Source organism: Enterobacter sp. ku-bf2 (assembly GCF_001742765.1).
Taxonomy (GTDB): domain Bacteria; phylum Pseudomonadota; class Gammaproteobacteria; order Enterobacterales; family Enterobacteriaceae; genus Enterobacter; species Enterobacter quasiroggenkampii.
In genome coordinates this window covers 170,702-191,676 of record NZ_MDVW01000012.1, presented here as the reverse complement: position 1 = coordinate 191,676, position 20,975 = coordinate 170,702, and the positions used below count along the sequence as shown (strand labels likewise).

The window sequence follows — 20,975 nt, the reverse complement described above, 5'->3', positions numbered from 1 at the left end:
CGATTGAGATTCAGATAAACCAGAAACGATCGAAATGATCCGTTTTGTCGCGTGGCTCACACTTTCCCTTCGCGCCATCACGAACATATGATCTAAATTTTTATAAGAGTTCAACTATGAGCGATAAACGCACTGCGGAAGAAGGACGGTTTGCCGGGCTGGCGCTGGCGGAAGAGGAGCTGGTGGCGCGCGTGGCCTGGTGTTACTACCACGACGGGCTGACCCAGAACGATATCGGCGAACGCCTCGGGCTGCCGCGATTAAAAATCTCCCGTCTGCTGGAGAAAGGCCGTCAGTCCGGAGTGATCCGCGTGCAGATCAACTCCCGCTACGAGGGCTGTCTGGCGCTGGAAACCGAGCTGCAGCAGCGCTTTGGCCTGAAGCTGGTGCGCGTGATGCCTGCCTTAAATACGCCGCCGATGAACGTGCGGCTGGGCATTGGCGCAGCGCAGTCGCTGATGGGCGTACTGGAACCCGGCCAGCTGCTGGCGGTGGGGTTCGGTGAAACCACCATGAGCAGCCTGCAGCACCTGAGCGGATTTATCAGCTCACAGCAGATCCGCCTCGTGACGCTGTCCGGCGGCGTCGGGCCGTACATGACCGGTATCGGCCAGCTGGATGCGGCCTGCAGCGTCAGCATGATCCCCGCCCCGCTTCGCGTGTCATCCGCAGAGGTGGCCGGGATCTTAAAACGCGAAACCAGCGTGCGGGACGTGATCCTCGCGGCCACCGCCGCCGACGTCGCGGTGGTGGGTATTGGTTCAGTGAACCAGCGCCGTGATGCCACGATCCTGCGCTCCGGCTACATCAGCGAAGGTGAACAGCTGATGTACGCCCGCAAAGGCGCGGTCGGCGATATTCTCGGTTATTTCCTCAATGCCGAAGGGGAGTGCGTCGAGGAGCTGGAGATCCATAAAGAATTACTCGGCGTCTCGCTTGATGAGCTGGCGCAACTGCCCACCATCGTTGGCGTGGCCGGAGGGGAAGAGAAAGCCGATGCGATTTATGCCGCACTGAAGGGTCGCCGTATCAATGGCCTGGTGACGGAGGAGACGACAGCCCGCGCGGTGCTGGCTCTGGCCAAGTGAGAGCCCGCCCTGCGCTAACAGCGAGGCAAGCTCATGAGTTACCTTTTAGCGTTAGATGCAGGGACCGGCAGCGTTCGCGCCGTGATTTTCGATTTGCAGGGCAACCAGATTGCCGTCGGCCAGGCCGAGTGGAAGCACCTGAGCGTGGAGAACGTGCCGGGCTCGATGGAGTTCGACCTCGACACCAACTGGCGGCTGGCCTGCCAGTGCATTCATCAGGCGCTGACGCGCGCGAATCTGGGCGCGGCGGATATTCAGTCCGTCGCCTGCTGCTCCATGCGCGAAGGGATAGTGCTTTACGACCGCAACGGCGAGGCCATCTGGGCCTGCGCCAACGTTGACGCCCGCGCCAGCCGCGAGGTGGCCGAACTCAAAGAGATCCACGACAACCATTTTGAATCCGAAGTGTATGACGTCTCCGGCCAGACGCTGGCGCTGAGCGCGATGCCGCGCCTGCTGTGGCTGGCACACCATCGTCCGGATATTTACCGCAGCGCCGCCACCATCACCATGATCAGCGACTGGCTGGCAGCGAAGCTCTCCGGCGAGCTGGCGGTCGACCCGTCTAACGCGGGCACCACCGGCATGCTGGATCTCTTCTCCCGCGACTGGCGTCCGGCGCTGCTGGACATGGCCGGGCTGCGCGCCGATATTCTCTCCCCGGTAAAAGAGACCGGCACCGTGCTGGGCGCTATCACCCGAGAGGCCGCACAGCAAAGCGGCCTGCGCGAAGGCACGCCGGTCGTCATGGGCGGCGGCGACGTGCAGCTGGGCTGTCTGGGTCTGGGGGTAGTCCGCGCCGGACAAACGGCGGTGCTGGGCGGGACCTTCTGGCAGCAGGTGGTGAACCTGCCGCAGGTGCGCACCGACCCTGGCATGAACATTCGGGTGAACCCGCACGTGATTCCTGGCATGGCGCAGGCGGAGTCGATCAGCTTCTTTACCGGGCTGACCATGCGCTGGTTCCGCGACGCCTTCTGCGCCGAGGAAAAGCTGATTGCCGAGCGGATGGGGATGGATACCTATTCTCTGCTGGAAGAGATGGCCAGCCGGGTGCCGGCGGGCTCCCACGGGGTGATGCCAATCTTCTCCGACGCCATGCATTTTAAGCAGTGGTACCACGCCGCGCCGTCGTTTATTAATCTCTCCATCGACCCGGAAAAATGCAATAAAGCGACGCTGTTCCGCGCCCTGGAGGAGAACGCGGCGATCGTCTCGGCCTGTAACCTGGCGCAGATTTCCCACTTCTCCGGCGTGACGTTTGAAAGCCTGGTCTTTGCGGGCGGGGGCTCGAAAGGTGCGCTGTGGAGTCAGATTTTAAGCGACGTCACCGGCCTGCCGGTGCGCGTGCCGGAAGTGAAAGAGGCGACGGCGCTCGGCTGCGCCATCGCGGCAGGTGCTGGCGCGGGGCTGTTTGCCGATATGGCCTCGACGGGCGAGCGGCTGGTGAAATGGAGCCGCGAGTTCACGCCAAACCCGGTACATCGCGAACTGTACGACGGCATGATGCAGAAATGGCAGGCGGTATATGCGGACCAGCTCGGGCTGGTGGACAGCGGGCTGACGACGTCGATGTGGCAGGCGCCGGGGTTAGTAAAAACCCATCCCCCTCTCCCCATAGGGGAGAGGGAAAAAACCAGATCGAGCTGATTCTTTAAGGCCGCACCGGCCAGTCCCCTCTCCCCTCCGGGGAGAGGGTTAGGGTGAGGGGAAGTTCTTTGAGATCTATCACAATCATTCGATCCCGCTTTTACCTTTCCGCTGCCGCTGGCTAAATTAGTAACTCATCCGACCACATAACAATAATTTTACACTGGAAGAGACTATGAGCCGCTACCCGTCGTTATTCGCTCCCCTCGATCTGGGGTTCACCACACTCAAAAACCGCGTGTTGATGGGCTCGATGCACACCGGGCTGGAGGAGCATCCGGACGGGGCCGAGCGTCTGGCCGCCTTCTATGCCGAACGCGCCCGCCATGGGGTGGCGCTGATCGTCACCGGCGGCGTGGCCCCTGCCCCTTCCGGCGTCGGCATGGAGGGCGGCGCGGTGCTGAACGATGCGTCACAGCTGCCGCACCACCGCATTGTGACCGACGCGGTACACAGCGAGGGCGGTAAAATCGCCCTGCAAATTCTGCACACCGGACGCTACAGCTATCAGCCGAATCTGGTCGCGCCATCGGCCATTCAGGCGCCGATTAACCGCTTCACTCCGCATGCCCTGAGCCACGACGAGATCCTGGCGCTGATTGACGACTTCGCCCGCTGCGCGGCGCTGGCGCGTGAAGCGGGCTACGACGGCGTTGAGGTGATGGGATCTGAAGGCTATCTGATTAACGAGTTTCTGGCCGCCCGCACCAACCAGCGCGACGACGAATGGGGCGGCGACTATGCCCGCCGGATGCGCTTTGCTGTAGAAGTCGTGCGCGCCGTGCGCGAACGTGCGGGCGCGGATTTTATTATCATCTTCCGCCTGTCGATGCTCGACCTGGTGGAGGGCGGCGGCACGTTTGACGAAACCGTGCAGCTGGCGCAGGCGATAGAAGCCGCGGGGGCCACCATTATCAACACCGGCATCGGCTGGCACGAGGCGCGCATTCCGACCATCGCCACGCCGGTGCCGCGCGCGGCGTTCAGCTGGGTAACGCGCAGGCTGAAAGGGAAAGTGTCTGTTCCGCTGGTCACCACCAACCGCATTAACGATCCGCAGGTGGCGGACGATGTGATTTCACGCGGCGATGCCGACATGGTCTCGATGGCGCGCCCGTTCCTGGCCGATGCCGAGCTGCTGTCCAAAGCACAAAGCGGCCGTGCGGATGAGATCAACACCTGCATCGGCTGTAATCAGGCGTGCCTGGATCAGATCTTCGTCGGGAAAGTGACCTCCTGCCTCGTCAACCCGCGCGCCTGTCACGAGACCAAAATGCCGGTGATCCCGGCGACAGCGAAAAAACGCCTGGCGGTTGTCGGCGCAGGGCCTGCGGGCCTGGCGTTTGCGGTCAATGCCGCCTCGCGCGGCCACAGCGTGACGCTGTTTGATGCGCTGGGGGAGATTGGCGGGCAGTTTAATATCGCCAAACAGATCCCCGGCAAAGAGGAGTTCTACGAAACGCTGCGCTACTACCGCCGGATGATCGAGCTGACGGGCGTCGAGCTGCGGCTTAACCAGTTTGTCCACGCGGCGGATCTGACTGATTTCGATGAGGTGATCCTGGCGAGCGGGATCGTACCGCGCACGCCTGCGATCGAGGGTATCGATCATCCAAAAGTACTGAGCTATCTCGACGTGCTGCGTGACAAAGTACCGGTTGGCGAGAAGGTGGCGATTATCGGCTGCGGCGGGATCGGCTTTGATACCGCTATGTATTTGAGCCAGCCGGGCGAGGCGACCAGCCAGAACATTGCCGAGTTTTGCGTCGAATGGGGCATTGATACCAGCCTCAGCCAGTCCGGCGGCCTGCGCCCCGAAGGGCCGCAGCTGCCAAAAAGCCCGCGCCAGATCGTGATGCTGCAGCGTAAAGCCAGCAAGCCGGGCGAAGGGCTGGGCAAAACCACCGGCTGGATCCACCGCGCTACCCTGCTGTCGCGCGGGGTGAAGATGATCCCGGCGGTCAGCTATCAGAAGATCGACGACGAGGGGCTGCACGTCACGATCGGCGGCGAGCCGCAGCTGCTGCGCGTGGATCATGTCATTTTATGTGCCGGGCAGGAGCCAAAGCGCGATCTGGCCGATCCGCTGCGCGAGGCCGGTAAAACGGTGCATCTGATTGGCGGGTGTGACGTGGCGATGGAGCTGGATGCGCGGCGCGCGATTGCGCAGGGGACGAAATTAGCTCTGATGATCTAGAACATTGCCGGGCGGCGCTGCGCTTGCCCGGCCTACGGGTTCGAGGCCATTGTAGGCCCGGTAAGCGAAGCGCCACCGGGCAAAACAATCTTAACGACGACGTCCCAGCTTCACCGACTTCAGCACCACAAACTTGTTATTCGTCGCAATGGTGACGCAGTTACCGAAAATCTTCTTCAGCTTGTGGAAGTAGTCCAGGTGGCGGTTTGCCACGATGTACAGCTCGCCGTTGATTTTCAGGCAGCGGCGCGCGTGGTGGAACATCTCCCAGGCGACGTTATCCGTCAGGGCGTGCTTCTGGTGGAACGGCGGGTTACAGAACACGGCGTTGAAGCGGAACGGCTCTACCCCCGACAGCGCGTTGTTGATCATAAACTCGCAGCGGTCCAGCGCGTCCGGCAGGTTGGTTTCTACGTTTAGACGGCTGGAGGCCACCGCCATCGGCGATTCGTCGCTGAACACCACGCTGGCTTCCGGGTTCTTCGCCAGCAGCGTCAGGCCAATCACGCCGTTGCCGCAGCCAAGATCGACAATCTCACCTTCCAGATTTTCCGGCAAATGTTCCATAAAGAAGCGCGCGCCGATATCCAGACCGGTGCGGGAGAAGACGTTCGCGTGGTTATGGATGGTCCAGTCGGTCCCTTCCAGCTTCCAGCTCAGCGTTTCTGGCGCGTCGGCCAGCTCAGGGGCGGCGAACGTACAGTTGATCAGGCGCGCTTTTTTCCAGGCCAGCGTGGTGGTGGTCGGGCCAAGGACTTTCTCGAACAGCTCCAGCGTCGAAGTATGAATATCGCGCGCTTTGGCACCCGCGATGATGCGGGTTTCTGGCGTGACGACCTTACGCAGCGCGCGCAGCTGCTGCTCCAGCAGCGCCATGGTTTTTGGCACTTTGATCAGCACCACGCCCGGCGCCTGCGGGTAGTCCGCGGTGCTGTCGAGGAACTTCACGCTGGACTCTTCGATGTCGTTATGGCGAAGGTTTTCACGCGTCGCCAGCTCGCTCAGGTAGGAGTCGCCGATACTGTACGGCGTGTGTTCCGCCAGCGCACAGCCCAGGGCGCCAAACGCGTCATTCAGGATCAAAACCGGGCCGCGGATTTCAGTGTCATCCAACTGCTGCAGCAGATATTCATCCGCCGCTTCCCACGCCTGAAGCGGGTTAACGTCGTCCGTCTCCGGGAAACGTTTAAGGTTGAGTGAACGGAAACCGTTGTCTAAGTGGCTCATCGGCCCTCCTGAATGGTAAAATTTGGCGTATCCCTGAAAAGGGTGCGTGAGTATACCCGTTTTATTGTCGATTTGGGGCGTTGATGAACCAACTTACTTATCTCCAGGGCTACCCGGAGCATTTACTGACTCAGGTTCGCAGCCTGATTGCCGAGCAGAAGCTGGGCGCGGTGCTGGAAAAACGCTACCCGGGCACGCACGATTTCGCGACCGATAAGGCCCTCTGGCAGTATACGCAGGATCTGAAAAGCCGGTATCTGAAGAGCGCCCCGCCGATCAATAAGGTGATGTACGACAACAAGATCCACGTGCTGAAAAACGCGCTCGGCCTGCACACCGCCGTCTCCCGCGTGCAGGGCGGCAAGCTGAAGGCGAAGGCCGAAATCCGCGTCGCGACGGTTTTCCGCAACGCGCCGGAAGCCTTTCTGCGGATGATCGTCGTCCATGAGCTCGCACACCTGAAAGAGAAAGAGCACGACAAAGCGTTCTATTCCCTGTGCTGCCACATGGAGCCGCAGTACCACCAGCTGGAGTTTGATACCCGTCTGTGGCTTACGCATTTATCGTTAAAAGGTAATGCGGAATAGCGCACGCGAATTGTCATGATGACGTGCTACAGTGGCTAAAGGTTCCCCGCTACGGAGTACGTAAACGTTTATGATACGTTTCGCAGTCATTGGAACGAACTGGATTACGCGCCAGTTCGTCGACGCCGCCCACGAAACCGGCAAACTGAAACTTACCGCAGTCTATTCCCGCAGCCTTGAGCAGGCGCAGAGTTTTGCCAACGATTACCTCGTCGAGCATCTCTTCACCTCGCTTGATGAGATGGCGCAAAGTGACGCCATTGACGCGGTCTATATCGCCAGCCCGAACTCCCTGCACTTCCCGCAAACGAAGCTGTTCCTCAGCCATAAAAAGCATGTGATTTGCGAGAAGCCGCTGGCGTCGAACATCGATGAAGTCGAAGCCGCCATTGCGCTTGCCCGCGAAAACCAGGTGGTGCTGTTCGAAGCCTTCAAAACCGCCAGCCTGCCGAACTTCCTGCTGCTGCAGCAGTCCCTGCCGAAGGTGGGCAAAGTGCGCAAAGCGTTTATCAACTACTGCCAGTACTCGTCGCGCTACCAGCGCTATCTCGACGGCGAGAACCCGAACACCTTTAATCCGGCCTTCTCTAACGGCTCGATTATGGATATCGGTTTCTATTGCCTGGCCTCTGCCGTGGCCCTCTGGAGCGAGCCGCACGGCGTCACGGCCACCGCCAGCCTGCTGGAGAGCGGCGTGGATGCGCACGGTGTCGCGGTGCTGGATTACGGTGATTTCAGCGTGACGCTGCAGCACTCCAAGGTGAGCGACTCTGTCCTGCCGAGCGAAATTCAGGGCGAAGCGGGCTCGCTGGTCATCGAGAAGATCTCCGAGTGCCAGAAGGTGAGCTTTGTGCCGCGCGGCGGCAAAGCTCAGGAGCTGACGCAGCCTCAGCATATTAACACTATGCTCTATGAGGCAGAGGTCTTCGCCCGTCTGGTGGAAGACAACGAAGTGAATCACCCAGGCCTTGCGGTGAGCCGCACCACGGCGAAGCTGCAAACGGAGATCCGCCGTCAGACCGGCGTGGTATTCCCGGCAGACGGCGTGAGCGCGGAAGTTATCGCGTAAAGCTGTGTAATGAAACGGCGCAGACCATTGACGAAACCAATGGTCTGACATATTTTGTTACCTGCAAAGGGGAGTAACTTCTTCGCCGGTGGATCGTCATTACGATGCGTGCAATACCGCATCCGGTCGCCGGGCAACCCTCGTGGTTGTAAGTGAGACCTTGCCGGAAGGCGAGGTCTATGCATAAAAAGCTAACGGCTATCGTCTTCTGACCATGGCCGTTTTTGTTTTTTATGTGTAAGGAAAATAGTATGCATTCTGTCGGCACTCCCATGTTGTGGGGCGGATTCGCGGTTGTCGTGCTCATCATGCTGGCGATCGACCTCTTTTTACAGGGGCGTCGCGGCGCGCACGGCATGACCATGAAACAGGCTGCGGCCTGGTCGCTGGTGTGGGTCACCCTCTCCCTGCTCTTCTGTGCCGCCTTCTGGTGGTATCTGGCTTCGACCGAAGGCCGTGCGGTGGCCGATCCTCAGGCCCTCGCCTTCCTCACTGGCTATCTGATTGAAAAAGCCCTGGCGGTCGATAACGTCTTCGTCTGGCTGATGCTGTTCAGCTACTTCGCCGTACCTGCGGCCCTGCAGCGCCGCGTGCTGGTCTACGGCGTGCTGGGCGCGATTATCCTGCGTACCATCATGATCTTCGCTGGCAGCTGGCTGATAACCCAGTTCGAATGGCTGCTGTACGTCTTCGGCGCGTTCCTGCTGTTCACCGGGGTCAAAATGGCGCTGGCGAAAGAGGACGGCTCTGCGATTGGCGATCGCCCGCTGGTGAAGTGGATCCGCGGCCATCTGCGCATGACCGACAAGATCGAGAGCGAGCATTTCTTCGTACGCAAGAACGGCCTGCTGTTTGCCACCCCGCTGCTGCTGGTGCTGATCCTGGTTGAGCTGAGCGACGTGATTTTCGCCGTGGACAGCATTCCGGCCATTTTTGCGGTGACCACCGACCCGTTCATCGTCCTGACCTCTAACCTGTTCGCCATCCTCGGCCTGCGCGCCATGTATTTCCTGCTGGCAGGCGCGGCGGAGCGCTTCTCAATGCTGAAGTACGGCCTGTCGGTGATCCTGGTGTTTATCGGTATTAAAATGCTGATCGTCGATTTCTACCATATCCCGATCGCCATTTCGCTCGGCGTGGTGTTTGGCATTCTGATCGTGACGCTGATTATCAATACCTGGGTTAACCGCCAGCACGATAAGAAGCAGCAGGCTTAGTGCGTTTTGCCCGGTGGCGCTGCGCTTACCGGGCCTACAACGACACCTCGTGGGCCGGGTAAGCGCAACGCCACCCGGCACTTTCGTTAATCAATAGTTAAAAAACATGACGCAACACGTAAAATCCAGCATTTTACGCTTCCCTCCGCAGACGCTTTCCCTATACTCGACCAGGCAAACATTTACTTACATCCGGACATAAATGTGACTAAGAGCACATCCGGGATGGAACGCAATTTCACTTAAGGAACACTCATGACGACAACCTCATCGGGCCTGCTTGCGCGCCTGTCGCGCGGCAGCCTTGTTAAGCAAATACTGGTTGGACTGGTGCTCGGCGTCGCGCTGGCACTGATCTCAAAACCTGCCGCCGAGGCCACTGGCCTGCTCGGCACACTGTTCGTCGGCGCACTGAAAGCGGTCGCGCCGGTTCTGGTTTTGACGCTGGTGATGGCCTCAATCGCCAACCACCAGCAGGGGCAGAAAACCAATATTCGCCCGATTCTGTGGATGTATCTACTGGGGACGTTCTCGGCTGCGCTGACGGCGGTTGTCGTGAGCTTTATCTTCCCGTCCACACTGCAACTGACCACCGGCGCGACCGACATTACGCCGCCCGCAGGTATTGTTGAGGTGATGCACGGCCTGCTGATGAGCATTGTCGCCAACCCGATCCATGCGCTGATTAACGCGAACTACATCGGGATTCTGGTATGGGCCGTCGGTCTGGGCTTCGCTCTGCGCCACAGCAACGACACGACCAAGAACCTGGTTAACGACCTTTCTCACGCCGTAACCTTTATCGTGACGGTGGTCATCCGCTTTGCGCCGATTGGTATTTTTGGCCTCGTGGCATCCACCCTGGCAACCACCGGTTTCGGCGCGCTGTGGGGCTATGCGCAGCTGCTGCTGGTGCTTATTGGCTGTATGGCCGTCGTGGCTCTGGTGATTAATCCGCTGCTGGTGTTTCTGCAGACCCGTCGTAACCCGTACCCCCTGGTGCTGATGTGCCTGCGCGAAAGCGGCGTGACCGCCTTCTTCACCCGCAGCTCGGCGGCAAATATTCCGGTCAACATGTCCCTGTGTGAGAAGCTGAATCTGGACCGCGATACCTACTCCGTATCCATTCCGCTGGGTGCGACCGTCAATATGGCGGGAGCGGCCATCACCATCACGGTGCTGACGCTGGCGGCGGTCAATACGCTGGGTATTCCGGTGGATCTGCCAACTGCGCTGCTGCTGAGCGTGGTGGCCTCGCTGTGTGCCTGCGGCGCATCCGGCGTGGCGGGCGGTTCCCTGCTGCTGATCCCGCTGGCATGTAATATGTTCGGCATCCCGAACGAGATCGCCATGCAGGTGGTTGCGGTAGGCTTTATCATCGGCGTGCTGCAGGATTCCTGCGAAACCGCGATCAACTCCTCCACCGACGTGATGTTTACCGCCGCCGTGTGCCAGGCGGAAGACGCGCGTTTAGCGAAGAACGCCCTGCGCAGTTAAAAAGAAAAGCCCGGTGGCGGCTACGCCTTACCGGGCCTACAGGGTTCAGTAGGTCGGGTAAGCGCCAGCGCCACCCGACAAAGTACTTAAAGCGTCACACCACTCTTAAAGATCGCCAGCTCGCGGAAATCGTTCTTCTCGTTGCAGGTCTGCCTGCCGTTGGCAAATTCCACAATCGCGTCCACGAATTCCGTCAGCAACTGCGGCATCGCCTTGCCGTGGATAAGCTGCCCGGCATCAAAGTCTATCCAGTGTTTTTTCTTCGCCGCCAGCTCGCTGTTGGTGGCGATTTTCACCGTCGGCACAAAACCGCCGTACGGCGTGCCGCGACCGGTGCTGAACAGCACCATATGGCAGCCAGCTCCCGCCAGCGCGCTGGTGGCGACAGCATCGTTACCCGGCGCGCTCAGCAGGTTCAGACCGTGCGTTTTCAGGCGCTCGCCGTAACGCAGAACGTCAACCACCTGGCTCGCACCCGCTTTCTGGGTGCAGCCGAGAGATTTCTCTTCCAGCGTGGTGATCCCACCCGCTTTGTTACCCGGAGACGGGTTCTCATAAATGGGCTGATTGTGGGCAATGAAGTACTGTTTGAAGTCGTTCACCATGGTGACGGTTTTTTCAAACGTCTCCTCGTCGCGGCAGTGGCTCATCAGAATACGTTCCGCGCCGAACATCTCCGGCACCTCGGTCAACACCGTCGTGCCGCCGTTAGCGATCACATAGTCCGAGAAGCGGCCCAGCATCGGGTTGGCGGTGATACCGGACAGGCCGTCAGACCCGCCGCACTCCAGCCCAAACTTCAGCTCGCTCAGCTTGCCCGGCTCGCGCTTGTCATGGCGCATCACATTATACAGCTGGTGAAGCTGTTCAACGCCCGCCTCCACTTCGTCATCCTGGTGCTGACACACCATAAAATGCACGCGCTCAGGGTCAAACTCGCCCAGCGTGTCGCGGAAGGCATCAACCTGGTTGTTCTCGCAGCCCAGGCCAATCACCAGCACCGCGCCCGCGTTCGGGTGACGCACCATGTTTTGCAGCATGGTGCGGGTGTTAATGTGGTCATCCCCCAGTTGGGAGCAGCCGTAGGTGTGGCTGAACAGATGCACGCCGTCGGTGCCTTCGGCATCGTGGGTCTCTTTCAGGAAGCGCGTCTGGATCTGACGCGCAATCCCGTTCACGCAGCCGACGGTCGGGAGGATCCACAGCTCGTTGCGGATCCCCACGTCGCCGCTGGCGCGGCGGTAGATCTGCACGTCACGATCCGCCGCCTGCTCTTGTGTCCCAGGTAAATCAGGTTGATAGCTGTACTCGTCCAGATCGCTCAGATTGGTGCGGGTATTATGGGAATGAAGATGTTCACCCGGCACGATATCCGCCAGCGCATGCCCAATCGGAAGACCGTACTTAATGACGTTGTCCCCTTTCGCGAGAGGCTTCACGGCAAACTTGTGTCCGCGTGCAATCGCCTGACGCAGGGTGACGCTCTGGTTATCAACGGTCACCACGTCGCCTTCAGCGAGATCCGTCAGCGCGACGGCCACGTTATCCAGCGAATGGATTTTGATGTATTGCATATCAACCTCAAACGGCCTTAGTTCAGTTCAATGCCGAAGTAGTCACGCGCATTGTTAAAGCAGATGTTTCTCACCATGTCGCCCAGCAGCTGGATATCCGCCGGCGCTTCGCCTGCGTGCACCCAGCGGCCAATCATCTGGCACAGAATGCGGCGGAAATATTCATGACGGGTATAGGACAGGAAGCTGCGGCTGTCGGTCAGCATGCCGACAAAGCGGCTCAACAGACCAAGCTGCGCCAGCTGCGTCATCTGACGCTCCATGCCGTCTTTCTGATCGTTGAACCACCAGCCGGAACCGAACTGCATCTTGCCCGGCATCCCTTCGCCCTGGAAGTTGCCCACCATGGTGCCCAGCACTTCGTTATCGCGCGGGTTCAGGCAGTAGAGAATGGTTTTCGGCAGCAGGTTTTGTTCGTTCTGTTTGCTCAGCAGTTTTGACAGCTCTTCCGCCAGCGGACGGTCGTTGATGGAGTCAAAGCCCACATCCGCGCCCAGCAGCTTAAACTGACGCTGGTTGTTATTGCGCAGCGCACCGATGTGGTACTGCTGTACCCAGCCGCGACGCGCGTATTCCGCGCCGAGGAACACCAGCACCGCCGTTTTGAACTGCGCCACTTCGTGCTCGCTAAGCGATTCACCGGACAGGCGACGCGCCAGAATGCTGTCCAGCTCGGCCTCGTTTGATTCCGCGAACAGCACGACGTCCAACGCGTGGTCAGAGACTTTACAGCCATGCGCCGCGAAGTGATCCAGACGTTTGGTCAGCGCGGCCTGGAGATCGGTGAAACGACGGATGTCGGTATCGGACACTTCCGCCAGCTTCGCCATGTAGTCGTTAAACGTGGCCTGCTCAATGTTGAAGGCTTTGTCCGGGCGCCAGCTTGGCAGCACTTTGATATCAAAAGAAGTGTCTTTGGCGACAACGGCATGATGCTCCAGGGAGTCAATTGGATCGTCGGTGGTGCCCACCATCTTCACGTTCATCTGCTTCATGATGCCGCGCGCGGAGAAGTTCTCCTCAGCCAGCAGCGCATTGCACCGCTCCCAGATTTCATCGGCGGTCGTTGGGGAGAGCAGTTTGCCGGTGATGCCAAACGGGCGACGCAGCTCAAGGTGCGTCCAGTGGTAGAGCGGGTTACCGATGGTGTGCGGGACGGTCGCCGCCCAGGCATCAAACTTCTCGCGGTCGGTAGCGTCACCGGTACACAGGCGTTCCGCCACGCCGTTGGTGCGCATGGCGCGCCATTTGTAGTGGTCACCCTTCAGCCAGATATCATACAGGTTTTTGAAACGATAATTTTCGGCAACCTGCTGCGGCGGCAGATGGCAGTGGTAGTCGAAAATTGGCTGATCTTTTGCGTAGTCGTGGTACAGGCGGCGAGCAAATTCGGTATCTAACAGAAAATCGTCGGTCATAAACGGCGTCATTATCGTCTTCCTCATTACGGGAGCGTCAGAAAGCGTATGTTCATATGCTGCAAAGTTATCACACCAATTTCCAGCCACCGAAGCTTTTTTCGTGAGTGAGATCAATAAACGCTAACAAATAAATTACCCTCTAAGGCGTAAATCCTTCTACAGGCCGCGCCATTACTGGCTTTGCGCGCAGCTATTAATGTCCCTACAAAGAATCATGCATTTGTGATGTCACTCACCTTTTAAAGTTGTATGACAAGTTATCTTTTCGCCGTCGCAAACGCTAAGCCGACGGAATGCATTACCGGTGTGAGAGGCATCGGGTTTAACGGTACGGATACCGACTTATGCACGCTTACTTATGGCAAGGTTCGGGCCGTTCCGGGACATGCTTCCGGCTACGCCCCTCCCGTTACACAACTGCTCCCGGAAACGGTTGAGAAGTTGCCGTGCTCTGGCGCGGACATAACATAACGATGAGGTTTTAGATGCGTAAAATTAAAGGGTTACGTTGGTATATGATCGCACTGGTGACGTTAGGCACCGTGCTGGGCTACCTGACACGTAACACCGTGGCAGCCGCAGCGCCGACGTTAATGGAAGAGCTGCATATCTCCACACAGCAATACTCCTACATCATTGCCGCCTATTCCGCGGCGTATACCATCATGCAGCCAGTTGCAGGCTATGTGCTGGATATCCTCGGTACCAAAATCGGTTATGCCTTCTTCGCCATCGCCTGGGCGGTGTTCTGCGGAGCCACCGCGCTGGCGGGAAGCTGGGGCGGCCTGGCGCTGGCGCGCGGTGCGGTCGGTGCGGCAGAAGCTGCGATGATCCCGGCGGGCCTGAAAGCCAGCTCCGAGTGGTTCCCGGCAAAAGAGCGCTCTATCGCTGTTGGCTACTTCAACGTGGGCTCGTCCATCGGGGCAATGATTGCGCCACCGCTGGTGGTGTGGGCTATCGTGATGCACAGCTGGCAGATGGCCTTCATCATCTCCGGCGTGCTGAGCTTCGCCTGGGCAATCGCGTGGCTGGTTTTCTATAAGCACCCACGCGATCAGAAAAAACTTTCCGAAGAAGAACGCGAGTACATCATTGGTGGTCAGGAAGCACAGCATCAGACCAACAACGGCAAGAAAATGACCGTCTGGCAGATCCTGGGCACCCGTCAGTTCTGGGGTATCGCCCTGCCGCGCTTCCTGGCAGAACCGGCCTGGGGAACCTTTAACGCGTGGATCCCGCTGTTCATGTTTAAAGTCTACGGCTTTAACCTGAAAGAGATCGCGATGTTCGCCTGGATGCCCATGCTGTTCGCTGACCTGGGCTGTATCGTGGGCGGCTACCTGCCACCGCTGTTCCAGCGCTGGTTTGGGGTGAACCTGATTGTTTCCCGTAAGATGGTAGTCACCATGGGCGCCCTGCTGATGATTGGCCCGGGCATGATCGGCCTGTTCACCAGCCCGTACGTCGCGATTGCCCTGCTGTGCATCGGTGGCTTTGCGCATCAGTCCCTGTCCGGCGCGCTGATTACGCTCTCGTCTGACGTCTTTGGTCGTAACGAAGTGGCCACCGCCAACGGCCTGACCGGGATGGCCGCCTGGACCGCGAGTACGATGTTTGCGCTGGTCGTCGGCGCGCTGGCAGATACCATCGGCTTCAGCCCGCTGTTCGCCGTGCTGGCTATCTTCGACCTGCTGGGCGCGGTGGTGATCTGGACGGTGCTGAAGAGCAAATCGGCAGAGGAGCTGGCGAAAGAGTCGCTCGGGAAACCGGCGACGCAGAGTTAGCAACCATTTTTCCGCCGGGTGGCGCTACGCTTACCCGGCCTACAAAACCCGTAGGCCCGTGCAAGCGAAGCGCCGCCGGGCATTTAAAGGCCGCTCAGTAGCGGCTTTTTTAATGGCAAATCTGGAGAGTGGCACGCAAAAGTGGTATAACAAATCATCTGCCGTACCCTGCCTGGAGCGCATATGGAAATCACCGAACCACGTCGTTTATATCAACAACTTGCTGCGGAGCTGAAAGATCGCATCGAGCAAGGGGTCTATCTTGTCGGTGATAAACTGCCCGCCGAGCGCTTCATCGCGGATGAAAAAAGCGTCAGCCGCACCGTGGTGCGCGAAGCGATCATCATGCTGGAAGTGGAAGGCTACGTTGAGGTACGCAAAGGCTCCGGCATTCACGTCATTTCCAATCTGCCGAAACACTCGCCCGTCGCGGACGAAAGTCTGGAATTTGCCAGCTATGGTCCGTTTGAGCTGCTCCAGGCTCGCCAGCTGATTGAAAGCAACATTGCCGAATTTGCGGCGACGCAGGTGACCAAGCAGGACATCATGAAGCTGATGGAAATCCAGGAGAATGCCCGGAAGGAAAAATGTTTCCGCGATTCAGAGTGGGATCTGCAGTTCCACGTCCAGGTCGCCCTGGCAACCCAGAATACGGCGCTGGCGGCAATCGTTGAGAAAATGTGGACTCAGCGCGTTCACAACCCGTACTGGAAAAAACTGCACGACCATATCGATTCCCGAACCGTCGACAACTGGTGTGACGATCACGACCAAATCCTTAAGGCGCTGATTCGTAAAGATCCGCATGCCGCTAAACTGGCGATGTGGCAGCACCTGGAGAACACCAAGCAGATGCTGTTCAATGAAACCAGTGACGACTTCGAATTTAACGCTGACCGCTATCTTTTCGCCGATAATCCCGTTGTTCATCTCGATACGGCCCCCAGTGCCGCAAAATAGATGACCTTCCCGCTGGCAGGCGCCTCGCTGCGCCTTCTGGCTTCAGTGGGTAAGCAAAACATATATAGTGTCAGCCTTTGTAAATCCCCTCGCTCACTTCCTGGGCTTACGCCAAAATCAACTCACGCCTGCAAATTCTGTGACGCAGAACGTTGGGCTTTGTTACAATTGGATTCACTTCGTTATTTTGTAAGTTAGTGCTTGCTAACCAGCCAATTAACAGGGAACCGTGTTGGCCACACCGCAATGTGTCCGCGAGCGACCATAATGAAATCACAACAATGTCGCCGTGCTGTTTGCCCCGGATAACAGGCGTGACGTTAACCGATTTCCAGGAACACTGAATGGAACTTTTGACCCAACTACTGCATGCCCTCTGGGCGCAGGACTTTGAAACGCTGGCCAACCCTTCCATGATTGGCATGCTCTATTTCGTCTTGTTTATGATCCTGTTCCTTGAGAACGGTTTGCTGCCTGCAGCCTTCCTGCCCGGTGACAGTTTGCTGGTGCTCGTCGGCGTGCTGTGTGCCAAAGGGGCGATGGCGTTTCCGCACACCATTTTATTACTGACCGTCGCAGCCAGCCTCGGCTGCTGGGTGAGCTACATACAGGGAAGATGGCTGGGCAATACCCGGATCGTCCAGAACTGGCTCTCGCACCTGCCTGCACATTATCATCAGCGGGCGCACCACCTTTTCCATAAGCACGGGCTTTCCGCCCTGCTGATTGGTCGCTTTATCGCGTTTGTACGTACCCTGTTGCCGACCATTGCCGGTCTGTCGGGGCTGAGCAGCGCGCGCTTCCAGTTCTTTAACTGGATGAGCGGTCTGTTATGGGTGCTTATTCTGACAACGCTCGGCTATGCCCTGGGTAAAACGCCGGTCTTTATGAAATATGAAGACCAACTGATGTCCTGCCTGATGCTGCTGCCCGTTGTGCTGCTGGTCTTCGGCCTGATCGGCTCCCTGGTCGTGCTGTGGAAAAAGAAATACGGAGCCAGAGGCTAACGATGGCTATCTCACCGCTCGCCCTGCGCCGTTTTGCCTGTGCCGTGATGACGCTGGTGGTGCTCAGCGCCATGCTGCTGGTATGGAGCGCGCTTTCGCACCAGGAATCCACGCTGGCCATTCGCCCGGTGAACCAGGGTGCCAGCGTGCCTGACGGTTTTTCTGTCTGGCATCATCTGGATGCGAACGGGATACGTTTTAAGAGCATCACCCCGCAGGACGATGTTTTACTGATCAAGTTTGATTCCCGTGCGCAAAGTGCCGCCGCAAAAGTGGTTCTCGACCGTACGCTGCCGCAGGGTTATATCATTGCTCAGCAGGAAGATGACAGCCAGCCAGCAGCCTGGCTGTCGCTGATTCGCGATACGTCGCATCGATTTGGATAATTACCAGGATTCCGAATCTTTTCACTCACTTTGGTGAATCCCCCGTTTACTTACTATGCTTAAGTACGCGGAGCACCCCTCGACTGTACTCCGCATAACTTTGGATAGCGGCTTACGCCGCAACACAATGGAAGGTTTCGATAATGAAATTCCGCATGACTCTGGCTCTGGCCCTTTTTTCTTTAAGCACAGCATCCTTCGCCAATTCTCTCTGTCAGGAGAAAGAACAGGATATTCAGCGTGAGATCGGTTATGCCGAAAAGCATAACAATCAGCACCGTGTTGATGGTCTCAAAAAAGCGCTGAGCGAAGTGAAAGCGAACTGTTCAGACAGCAAGCTTCGTGCCGACCACCAGAAGAAAATCGCTGAACAGAAGGACGAGATAGCCGAGCGCCGTCGCGACCTGCAGGAAGCGAAAGAGAAAGGGGATGCGGAAAAAATTGCTAAGCGCGAGAAGAAGTTGAAAGAAGCGCAGGACGACCTGAAAGCGCTGGAAGCTCGCGATTATTGAGTTAACGGAAATCTCAACAGGAGAGAATCATGTCAAAAGATACGACGTCTGAACATCTGCGCGCTGAACTGAAATCCCTGGCCGATACCCTTGAAGAGGTGCTGAACTCCTCTGCTGACAAGTCAAAAGAAGAGGTCAGCAAGCTGCGCAGCAAAGCGGAGCAGGCGCTGAAAGAGAGCCGCTATCGCCTGGGTGAAACCGGTGATGCACTGGCAAAACAGACCCGCGAAGCGGCCGCGCGTGCGGACGAATACGTGCGTGATAATCCATGGACAGGCGTAGGGATTGGTGCCGCAGTCGGTGTGGTACTGGGTGTCCTGCTGACGCGTCGTTGATATGGAAGATCCTCGTCACGCACAAGGGCCTGCTAACAACGTCCTCGGCATCGGCCAGCGTATTTTAACGACGCTGGTCGGGATTGCCGAAACGCGCGTCCGGCTGGCAGTGGTCGAGCTGGAAGAGGAGAAAGCCAACCTCTTCCAGATGCTGCTGATGCTCGGACTTACCATGCTCTTCGCCGCGTTTGGTCTGATGAGCCTGATGGTGTTAATCATCTGGGCCATTGACCCGCAGTATCGTCTTAACGCGATGATTGCCACCACCGTCGTTCTGCTGGTCGCCGCGTTGATTGGCGGTATCTGGACGCTGCGGAAAGCGCGTAAATCCACGTTCCTGCGTCATACGCGTCAGGAGCTGGCTAACGATCGCGCCCTGCTGGAGGATGACAAGCCGTGAGCGGTAAAGCCGAACGTCAAAAGCGAAAAGCGTACCTGCTAAGCCAGATCCAGCAGCAACGGCTGGATCTGTCGGCGAGCCGCCGCGACTGGATTGACGCGACGCGACGGTTTGACCGGGGCTGGAACACCTTCCTGAGCCTGCGTTCATGGGCGCTGGTCGGCAGCAGCGTGATGGCTATCTGGACGGTTCGTCATCCAAATATGCTGATCCGCTGGGCGCGCCGTGGATTTGGTGCCTGGAGCGCCTGGCGTCTGGTGAAAGCCACGATTCGTCAGCAGCAGTTGCGGTAGCCTTCTCGCCGGGTGGCGGCTACGCCTTACCCGGCCTACTTGCACGCGTAGGCCGGGTAAGCGCAGCGCCTCCCGGCAAAATCCTCTCCCCTCCCTTACTCAATATCTTTGAAGAAGATTGACAGTTTTCCTTGCTAACAATCGCCCACCGTCACGTTTATGATGCTCTCCATCGACAGCAACGACGCGGTATCTACCCGGAATTGCAGACAAATAACGTTCAGCCGCTGATGTGGTTTCCTGGAGAGTAAAATGAAAAAATTAGAAGATGTTGGTGTACTGGTAGCGCGTATTCTGATGCCAATTCTGTTCATCGTGGCAGGTTGGGGAAAAATCACTGGTTATGCAGGCACCCAGCAATATATGGAAGCCATGGGCGTTCCGGGGTTCCTGTTGCCACTGACCATTCTTCTTGAGTTCGGCGGCGGCCTGGCAGTCCTGTTCGGCTTCCTGACCCGCACCACCGCGCTGTTTACTGCAGGCTTCACCGTGCTGACGGCGTTCATCTTCCACAGCAACTTTGCGGAAGGCGTGAACTCTCTGATGTTCATGAAAAACCTGACCATCGCGGGTGGCTTCCTTCTGCTGGCCGTTACTGGCCCGGGCGCATACAGCATCGACCGCGTTCTGAATAAGAAATGGTAAGCACGCTATACTGAATAAACACAAAGCGAGGAGACATCTCCTCGCTTTTGCTATCTGACGGAGGAGAAAAAATGGGACAACTCGTAGACGGCGTCTGGCAGGATGTCTGGTATGACACCAAATCCACCGGAGGTCGCTTTAAGCGCTCTGTTTCGGCCTTCCGTAACTGGCTGACCGCCGACGGTGCGCCGGGCCCAAGCGGCGAAGGCGGCTTCGCGGCTGAGAAAGATCGTTATCATCTTTATGTTTCCCTCGCCTGCCCGTGGGCCCACCGCACGCTGATCGTGCGCAAGCTGAAAGGTCTCGAATCCTTCATTCCGGTTTCCGTCGTTAACCCGCTGATGCTGGAAAACGGCTGGACGTTTGACAGTGATTTCCCTGCGGCAACCGGCGACGAACTCTATCACCACGATTTCCTGTACCAGCTCTATCTGCGCGCCGATCCGCATTACACCGGTCGCGTGACCGTGCCGGTGCTGTGGGACAAGAAAAACCAGACGATTGTCAGCAATGAGTCTGCAGAAATCATCCGCATGTTCAATACCGCATTTGATGCCCACGGCGCCCGCGCCGGGGATTACTACCCGGTTGAACTGCGCGATAAGATTGATGAGCTGAACAGCTGGATTTACGACAACGTCAACAACGGTGTTTATAAGGCCGGTTTTGCCACCAGCCAGGAAGCGTATGACGAAGCGGTCGGGAAGGTGTTTGAATCACTGGAACGCCTGGAACAGATTCTGGGCCAGCATCGCTACCTGACGGGCGATCGCCTGACGGAAGCGGACATTCGCCTGTGGACCACGCTGGTTCGCTTTGATCCGGTCTATGTCACCCATTTTAAGTGCGATAAACACCGCATCAGCGACTACCTGAACCTGTATGGTTTCCTGCGCGACATCTACCAGATGCCGGGCATCGCGGAGACGGTCGACTTCGACCATATTCGCACCCACTATTTCCGCAGCCACAAGACCATCAACCCGACGGGTATTATCTCCATCGGCCCTTGGCAGGACCTGGATGAACCGCACGGGCGCGACGTGCGTTTTGGATAAAAAGTAAGGGCATCACCAGATGCCCTTTTTTAATTCACAATCTCCATCTATCCTTACTTTGATTGCTT

Annotated in this window: 20 protein-coding genes; 17 read left to right on the top strand and 3 right to left on the bottom strand. The window is 58.0% G+C overall.

What is annotated here, in order from left to right; genetic code table 11:
- Positions 1-116: 116 nt before the first annotated feature.
- The 3 genes from lsrR (at position 117) to BFG58_RS13240 (ending at position 4,935) form a co-directional block, all read left to right on the top strand.
- Positions 117-1,088, top strand: coding sequence for a transcriptional regulator LsrR (gene lsrR / locus BFG58_RS13250; RefSeq protein ID WP_003862617.1), 972 nt, complete (start codon positions 117-119; stop codon positions 1,086-1,088).
- Positions 1,089-1,121: 33 nt separating this feature from the next.
- On the top strand, positions 1,122-2,738 hold the full coding sequence (lsrK, locus tag BFG58_RS13245) for an autoinducer-2 kinase (protein WP_063622486.1): 1,617 nt from the start codon (positions 1,122-1,124) through the stop codon (positions 2,736-2,738).
- A gap of 175 nt (positions 2,739-2,913) precedes the next feature.
- Positions 2,914-4,935, top strand: a complete 2,022-nt coding sequence (locus BFG58_RS13240) for an NADPH-dependent 2,4-dienoyl-CoA reductase (protein WP_069719928.1) — start codon at positions 2,914-2,916, stop codon at positions 4,933-4,935.
- A 90-nt stretch (positions 4,936-5,025) separates the two neighbouring features.
- Here BFG58_RS13240 and rlmG read toward each other — a convergent pair whose 3' ends face one another.
- Complete coding sequence (rlmG, locus tag BFG58_RS13235; protein WP_063622490.1) at positions 5,026-6,162, bottom strand: 23S rRNA (guanine(1835)-N(2))-methyltransferase RlmG; 1,137 nt, start codon at positions 6,160-6,162, stop codon at positions 5,026-5,028.
- A gap of 83 nt (positions 6,163-6,245) precedes the next feature.
- Here rlmG and BFG58_RS13230 point away from each other — a divergent pair, with 83 nt between their 5' ends.
- The 4 genes from BFG58_RS13230 (at position 6,246) to sstT (ending at position 10,532) form a co-directional block, all read left to right on the top strand.
- Entirely contained in the window at positions 6,246-6,749 is a 504-nt protein-coding gene (locus BFG58_RS13230) for a YgjP-like metallopeptidase domain-containing protein (protein ID WP_048225025.1), read from the top strand.
- A 70-nt stretch (positions 6,750-6,819) separates the two neighbouring features.
- Positions 6,820-7,818, top strand: coding sequence for a Gfo/Idh/MocA family protein (locus BFG58_RS13225; protein WP_069719927.1), 999 nt, complete (start codon positions 6,820-6,822; stop codon positions 7,816-7,818).
- 251 nt (positions 7,819-8,069) lie between these two features.
- On the top strand, positions 8,070-9,035 hold the full coding sequence (locus tag BFG58_RS13220; RefSeq protein WP_021242367.1) for a TerC family protein: 966 nt from the start codon (positions 8,070-8,072) through the stop codon (positions 9,033-9,035).
- 255 nt (positions 9,036-9,290) lie between these two features.
- The gene (gene sstT / locus BFG58_RS13215) at positions 9,291-10,532 is read left to right on the top strand and encodes a serine/threonine transporter SstT (protein ID WP_048225031.1); all 1,242 of its coding nucleotides are present in this window, start codon (positions 9,291-9,293) and stop codon (positions 10,530-10,532) included.
- Positions 10,533-10,618: 86 nt separating this feature from the next.
- Here the strand turns inward: sstT and BFG58_RS13210 are convergent, their stop codons facing one another.
- Both BFG58_RS13210 and uxaC read right to left on the bottom strand, forming a co-directional pair.
- Positions 10,619-12,106 carry a UxaA family hydrolase gene (locus BFG58_RS13210; RefSeq protein WP_069719926.1) on the bottom strand — a complete coding sequence of 496 codons (1,488 nt, stop codon included), beginning with the start codon at positions 12,104-12,106 and terminating at the stop codon, positions 10,619-10,621.
- A 17-nt stretch (positions 12,107-12,123) separates the two neighbouring features.
- A complete protein-coding gene (uxaC, locus tag BFG58_RS13205) occupies positions 12,124-13,536 on the bottom strand; it encodes a glucuronate isomerase (protein ID WP_048225037.1) in 1,413 nt (470 codons plus the stop codon).
- 476 nt (positions 13,537-14,012) lie between these two features.
- On the opposite strand from uxaC, the gene BFG58_RS13200 reads away from it, so the two are divergent.
- The 10 genes from BFG58_RS13200 (at position 14,013) to BFG58_RS13155 (ending at position 20,907) form a co-directional block, all read left to right on the top strand.
- A complete protein-coding gene (locus BFG58_RS13200) occupies positions 14,013-15,311 on the top strand; it encodes an MFS transporter (RefSeq protein ID WP_045910065.1) in 1,299 nt (432 codons plus the stop codon).
- 183 nt (positions 15,312-15,494) lie between these two features.
- Complete coding sequence (gene exuR, locus BFG58_RS13195) at positions 15,495-16,271, top strand: transcriptional regulator ExuR (protein ID WP_023615584.1); 777 nt, start codon at positions 15,495-15,497, stop codon at positions 16,269-16,271.
- Positions 16,272-16,615: 344 nt separating this feature from the next.
- Positions 16,616-17,278 carry a DedA family general envelope maintenance protein YqjA gene (gene yqjA / locus BFG58_RS13190; protein ID WP_023309289.1) on the top strand — a complete coding sequence of 221 codons (663 nt, stop codon included), beginning with the start codon at positions 16,616-16,618 and terminating at the stop codon, positions 17,276-17,278.
- 2 nt (positions 17,279-17,280) lie between these two features.
- On the top strand, positions 17,281-17,664 hold the full coding sequence (gene mzrA / locus BFG58_RS13185; protein ID WP_045910066.1) for an EnvZ/OmpR regulon moderator MzrA: 384 nt from the start codon (positions 17,281-17,283) through the stop codon (positions 17,662-17,664).
- Between the two features lie 143 nt (positions 17,665-17,807).
- Positions 17,808-18,176 carry a DUF1090 domain-containing protein gene (locus BFG58_RS13180; RefSeq protein WP_008503142.1) on the top strand — a complete coding sequence of 123 codons (369 nt, stop codon included), beginning with the start codon at positions 17,808-17,810 and terminating at the stop codon, positions 18,174-18,176.
- 29 nt (positions 18,177-18,205) lie between these two features.
- A complete protein-coding gene (locus BFG58_RS13175) occupies positions 18,206-18,511 on the top strand; it encodes a YqjD family protein (RefSeq protein WP_008503141.1) in 306 nt (101 codons plus the stop codon).
- A gap of 1 nt (position 18,512) precedes the next feature.
- Positions 18,513-18,911 (top strand): phage holin family protein, encoded by a 399-nt coding sequence (locus tag BFG58_RS13170; protein WP_014885329.1) that lies wholly within the window; start codon positions 18,513-18,515, stop codon positions 18,909-18,911.
- The gene (locus tag BFG58_RS13165; protein WP_008503139.1) at positions 18,908-19,204 is read left to right on the top strand and encodes a YqjK-like family protein; all 297 of its coding nucleotides are present in this window, start codon (positions 18,908-18,910) and stop codon (positions 19,202-19,204) included. Before BFG58_RS13170 ends, BFG58_RS13165 begins: the two co-directional genes overlap by 4 nt.
- A gap of 252 nt (positions 19,205-19,456) precedes the next feature.
- On the top strand, positions 19,457-19,849 hold the full coding sequence (locus tag BFG58_RS13160) for a DoxX family protein (protein ID WP_023309292.1): 393 nt from the start codon (positions 19,457-19,459) through the stop codon (positions 19,847-19,849).
- A 71-nt stretch (positions 19,850-19,920) separates the two neighbouring features.
- Positions 19,921-20,907 (top strand): glutathione S-transferase family protein, encoded by a 987-nt coding sequence (locus BFG58_RS13155; RefSeq protein WP_045910067.1) that lies wholly within the window; start codon positions 19,921-19,923, stop codon positions 20,905-20,907.
- Positions 20,908-20,975 lie beyond the last annotated feature (68 nt).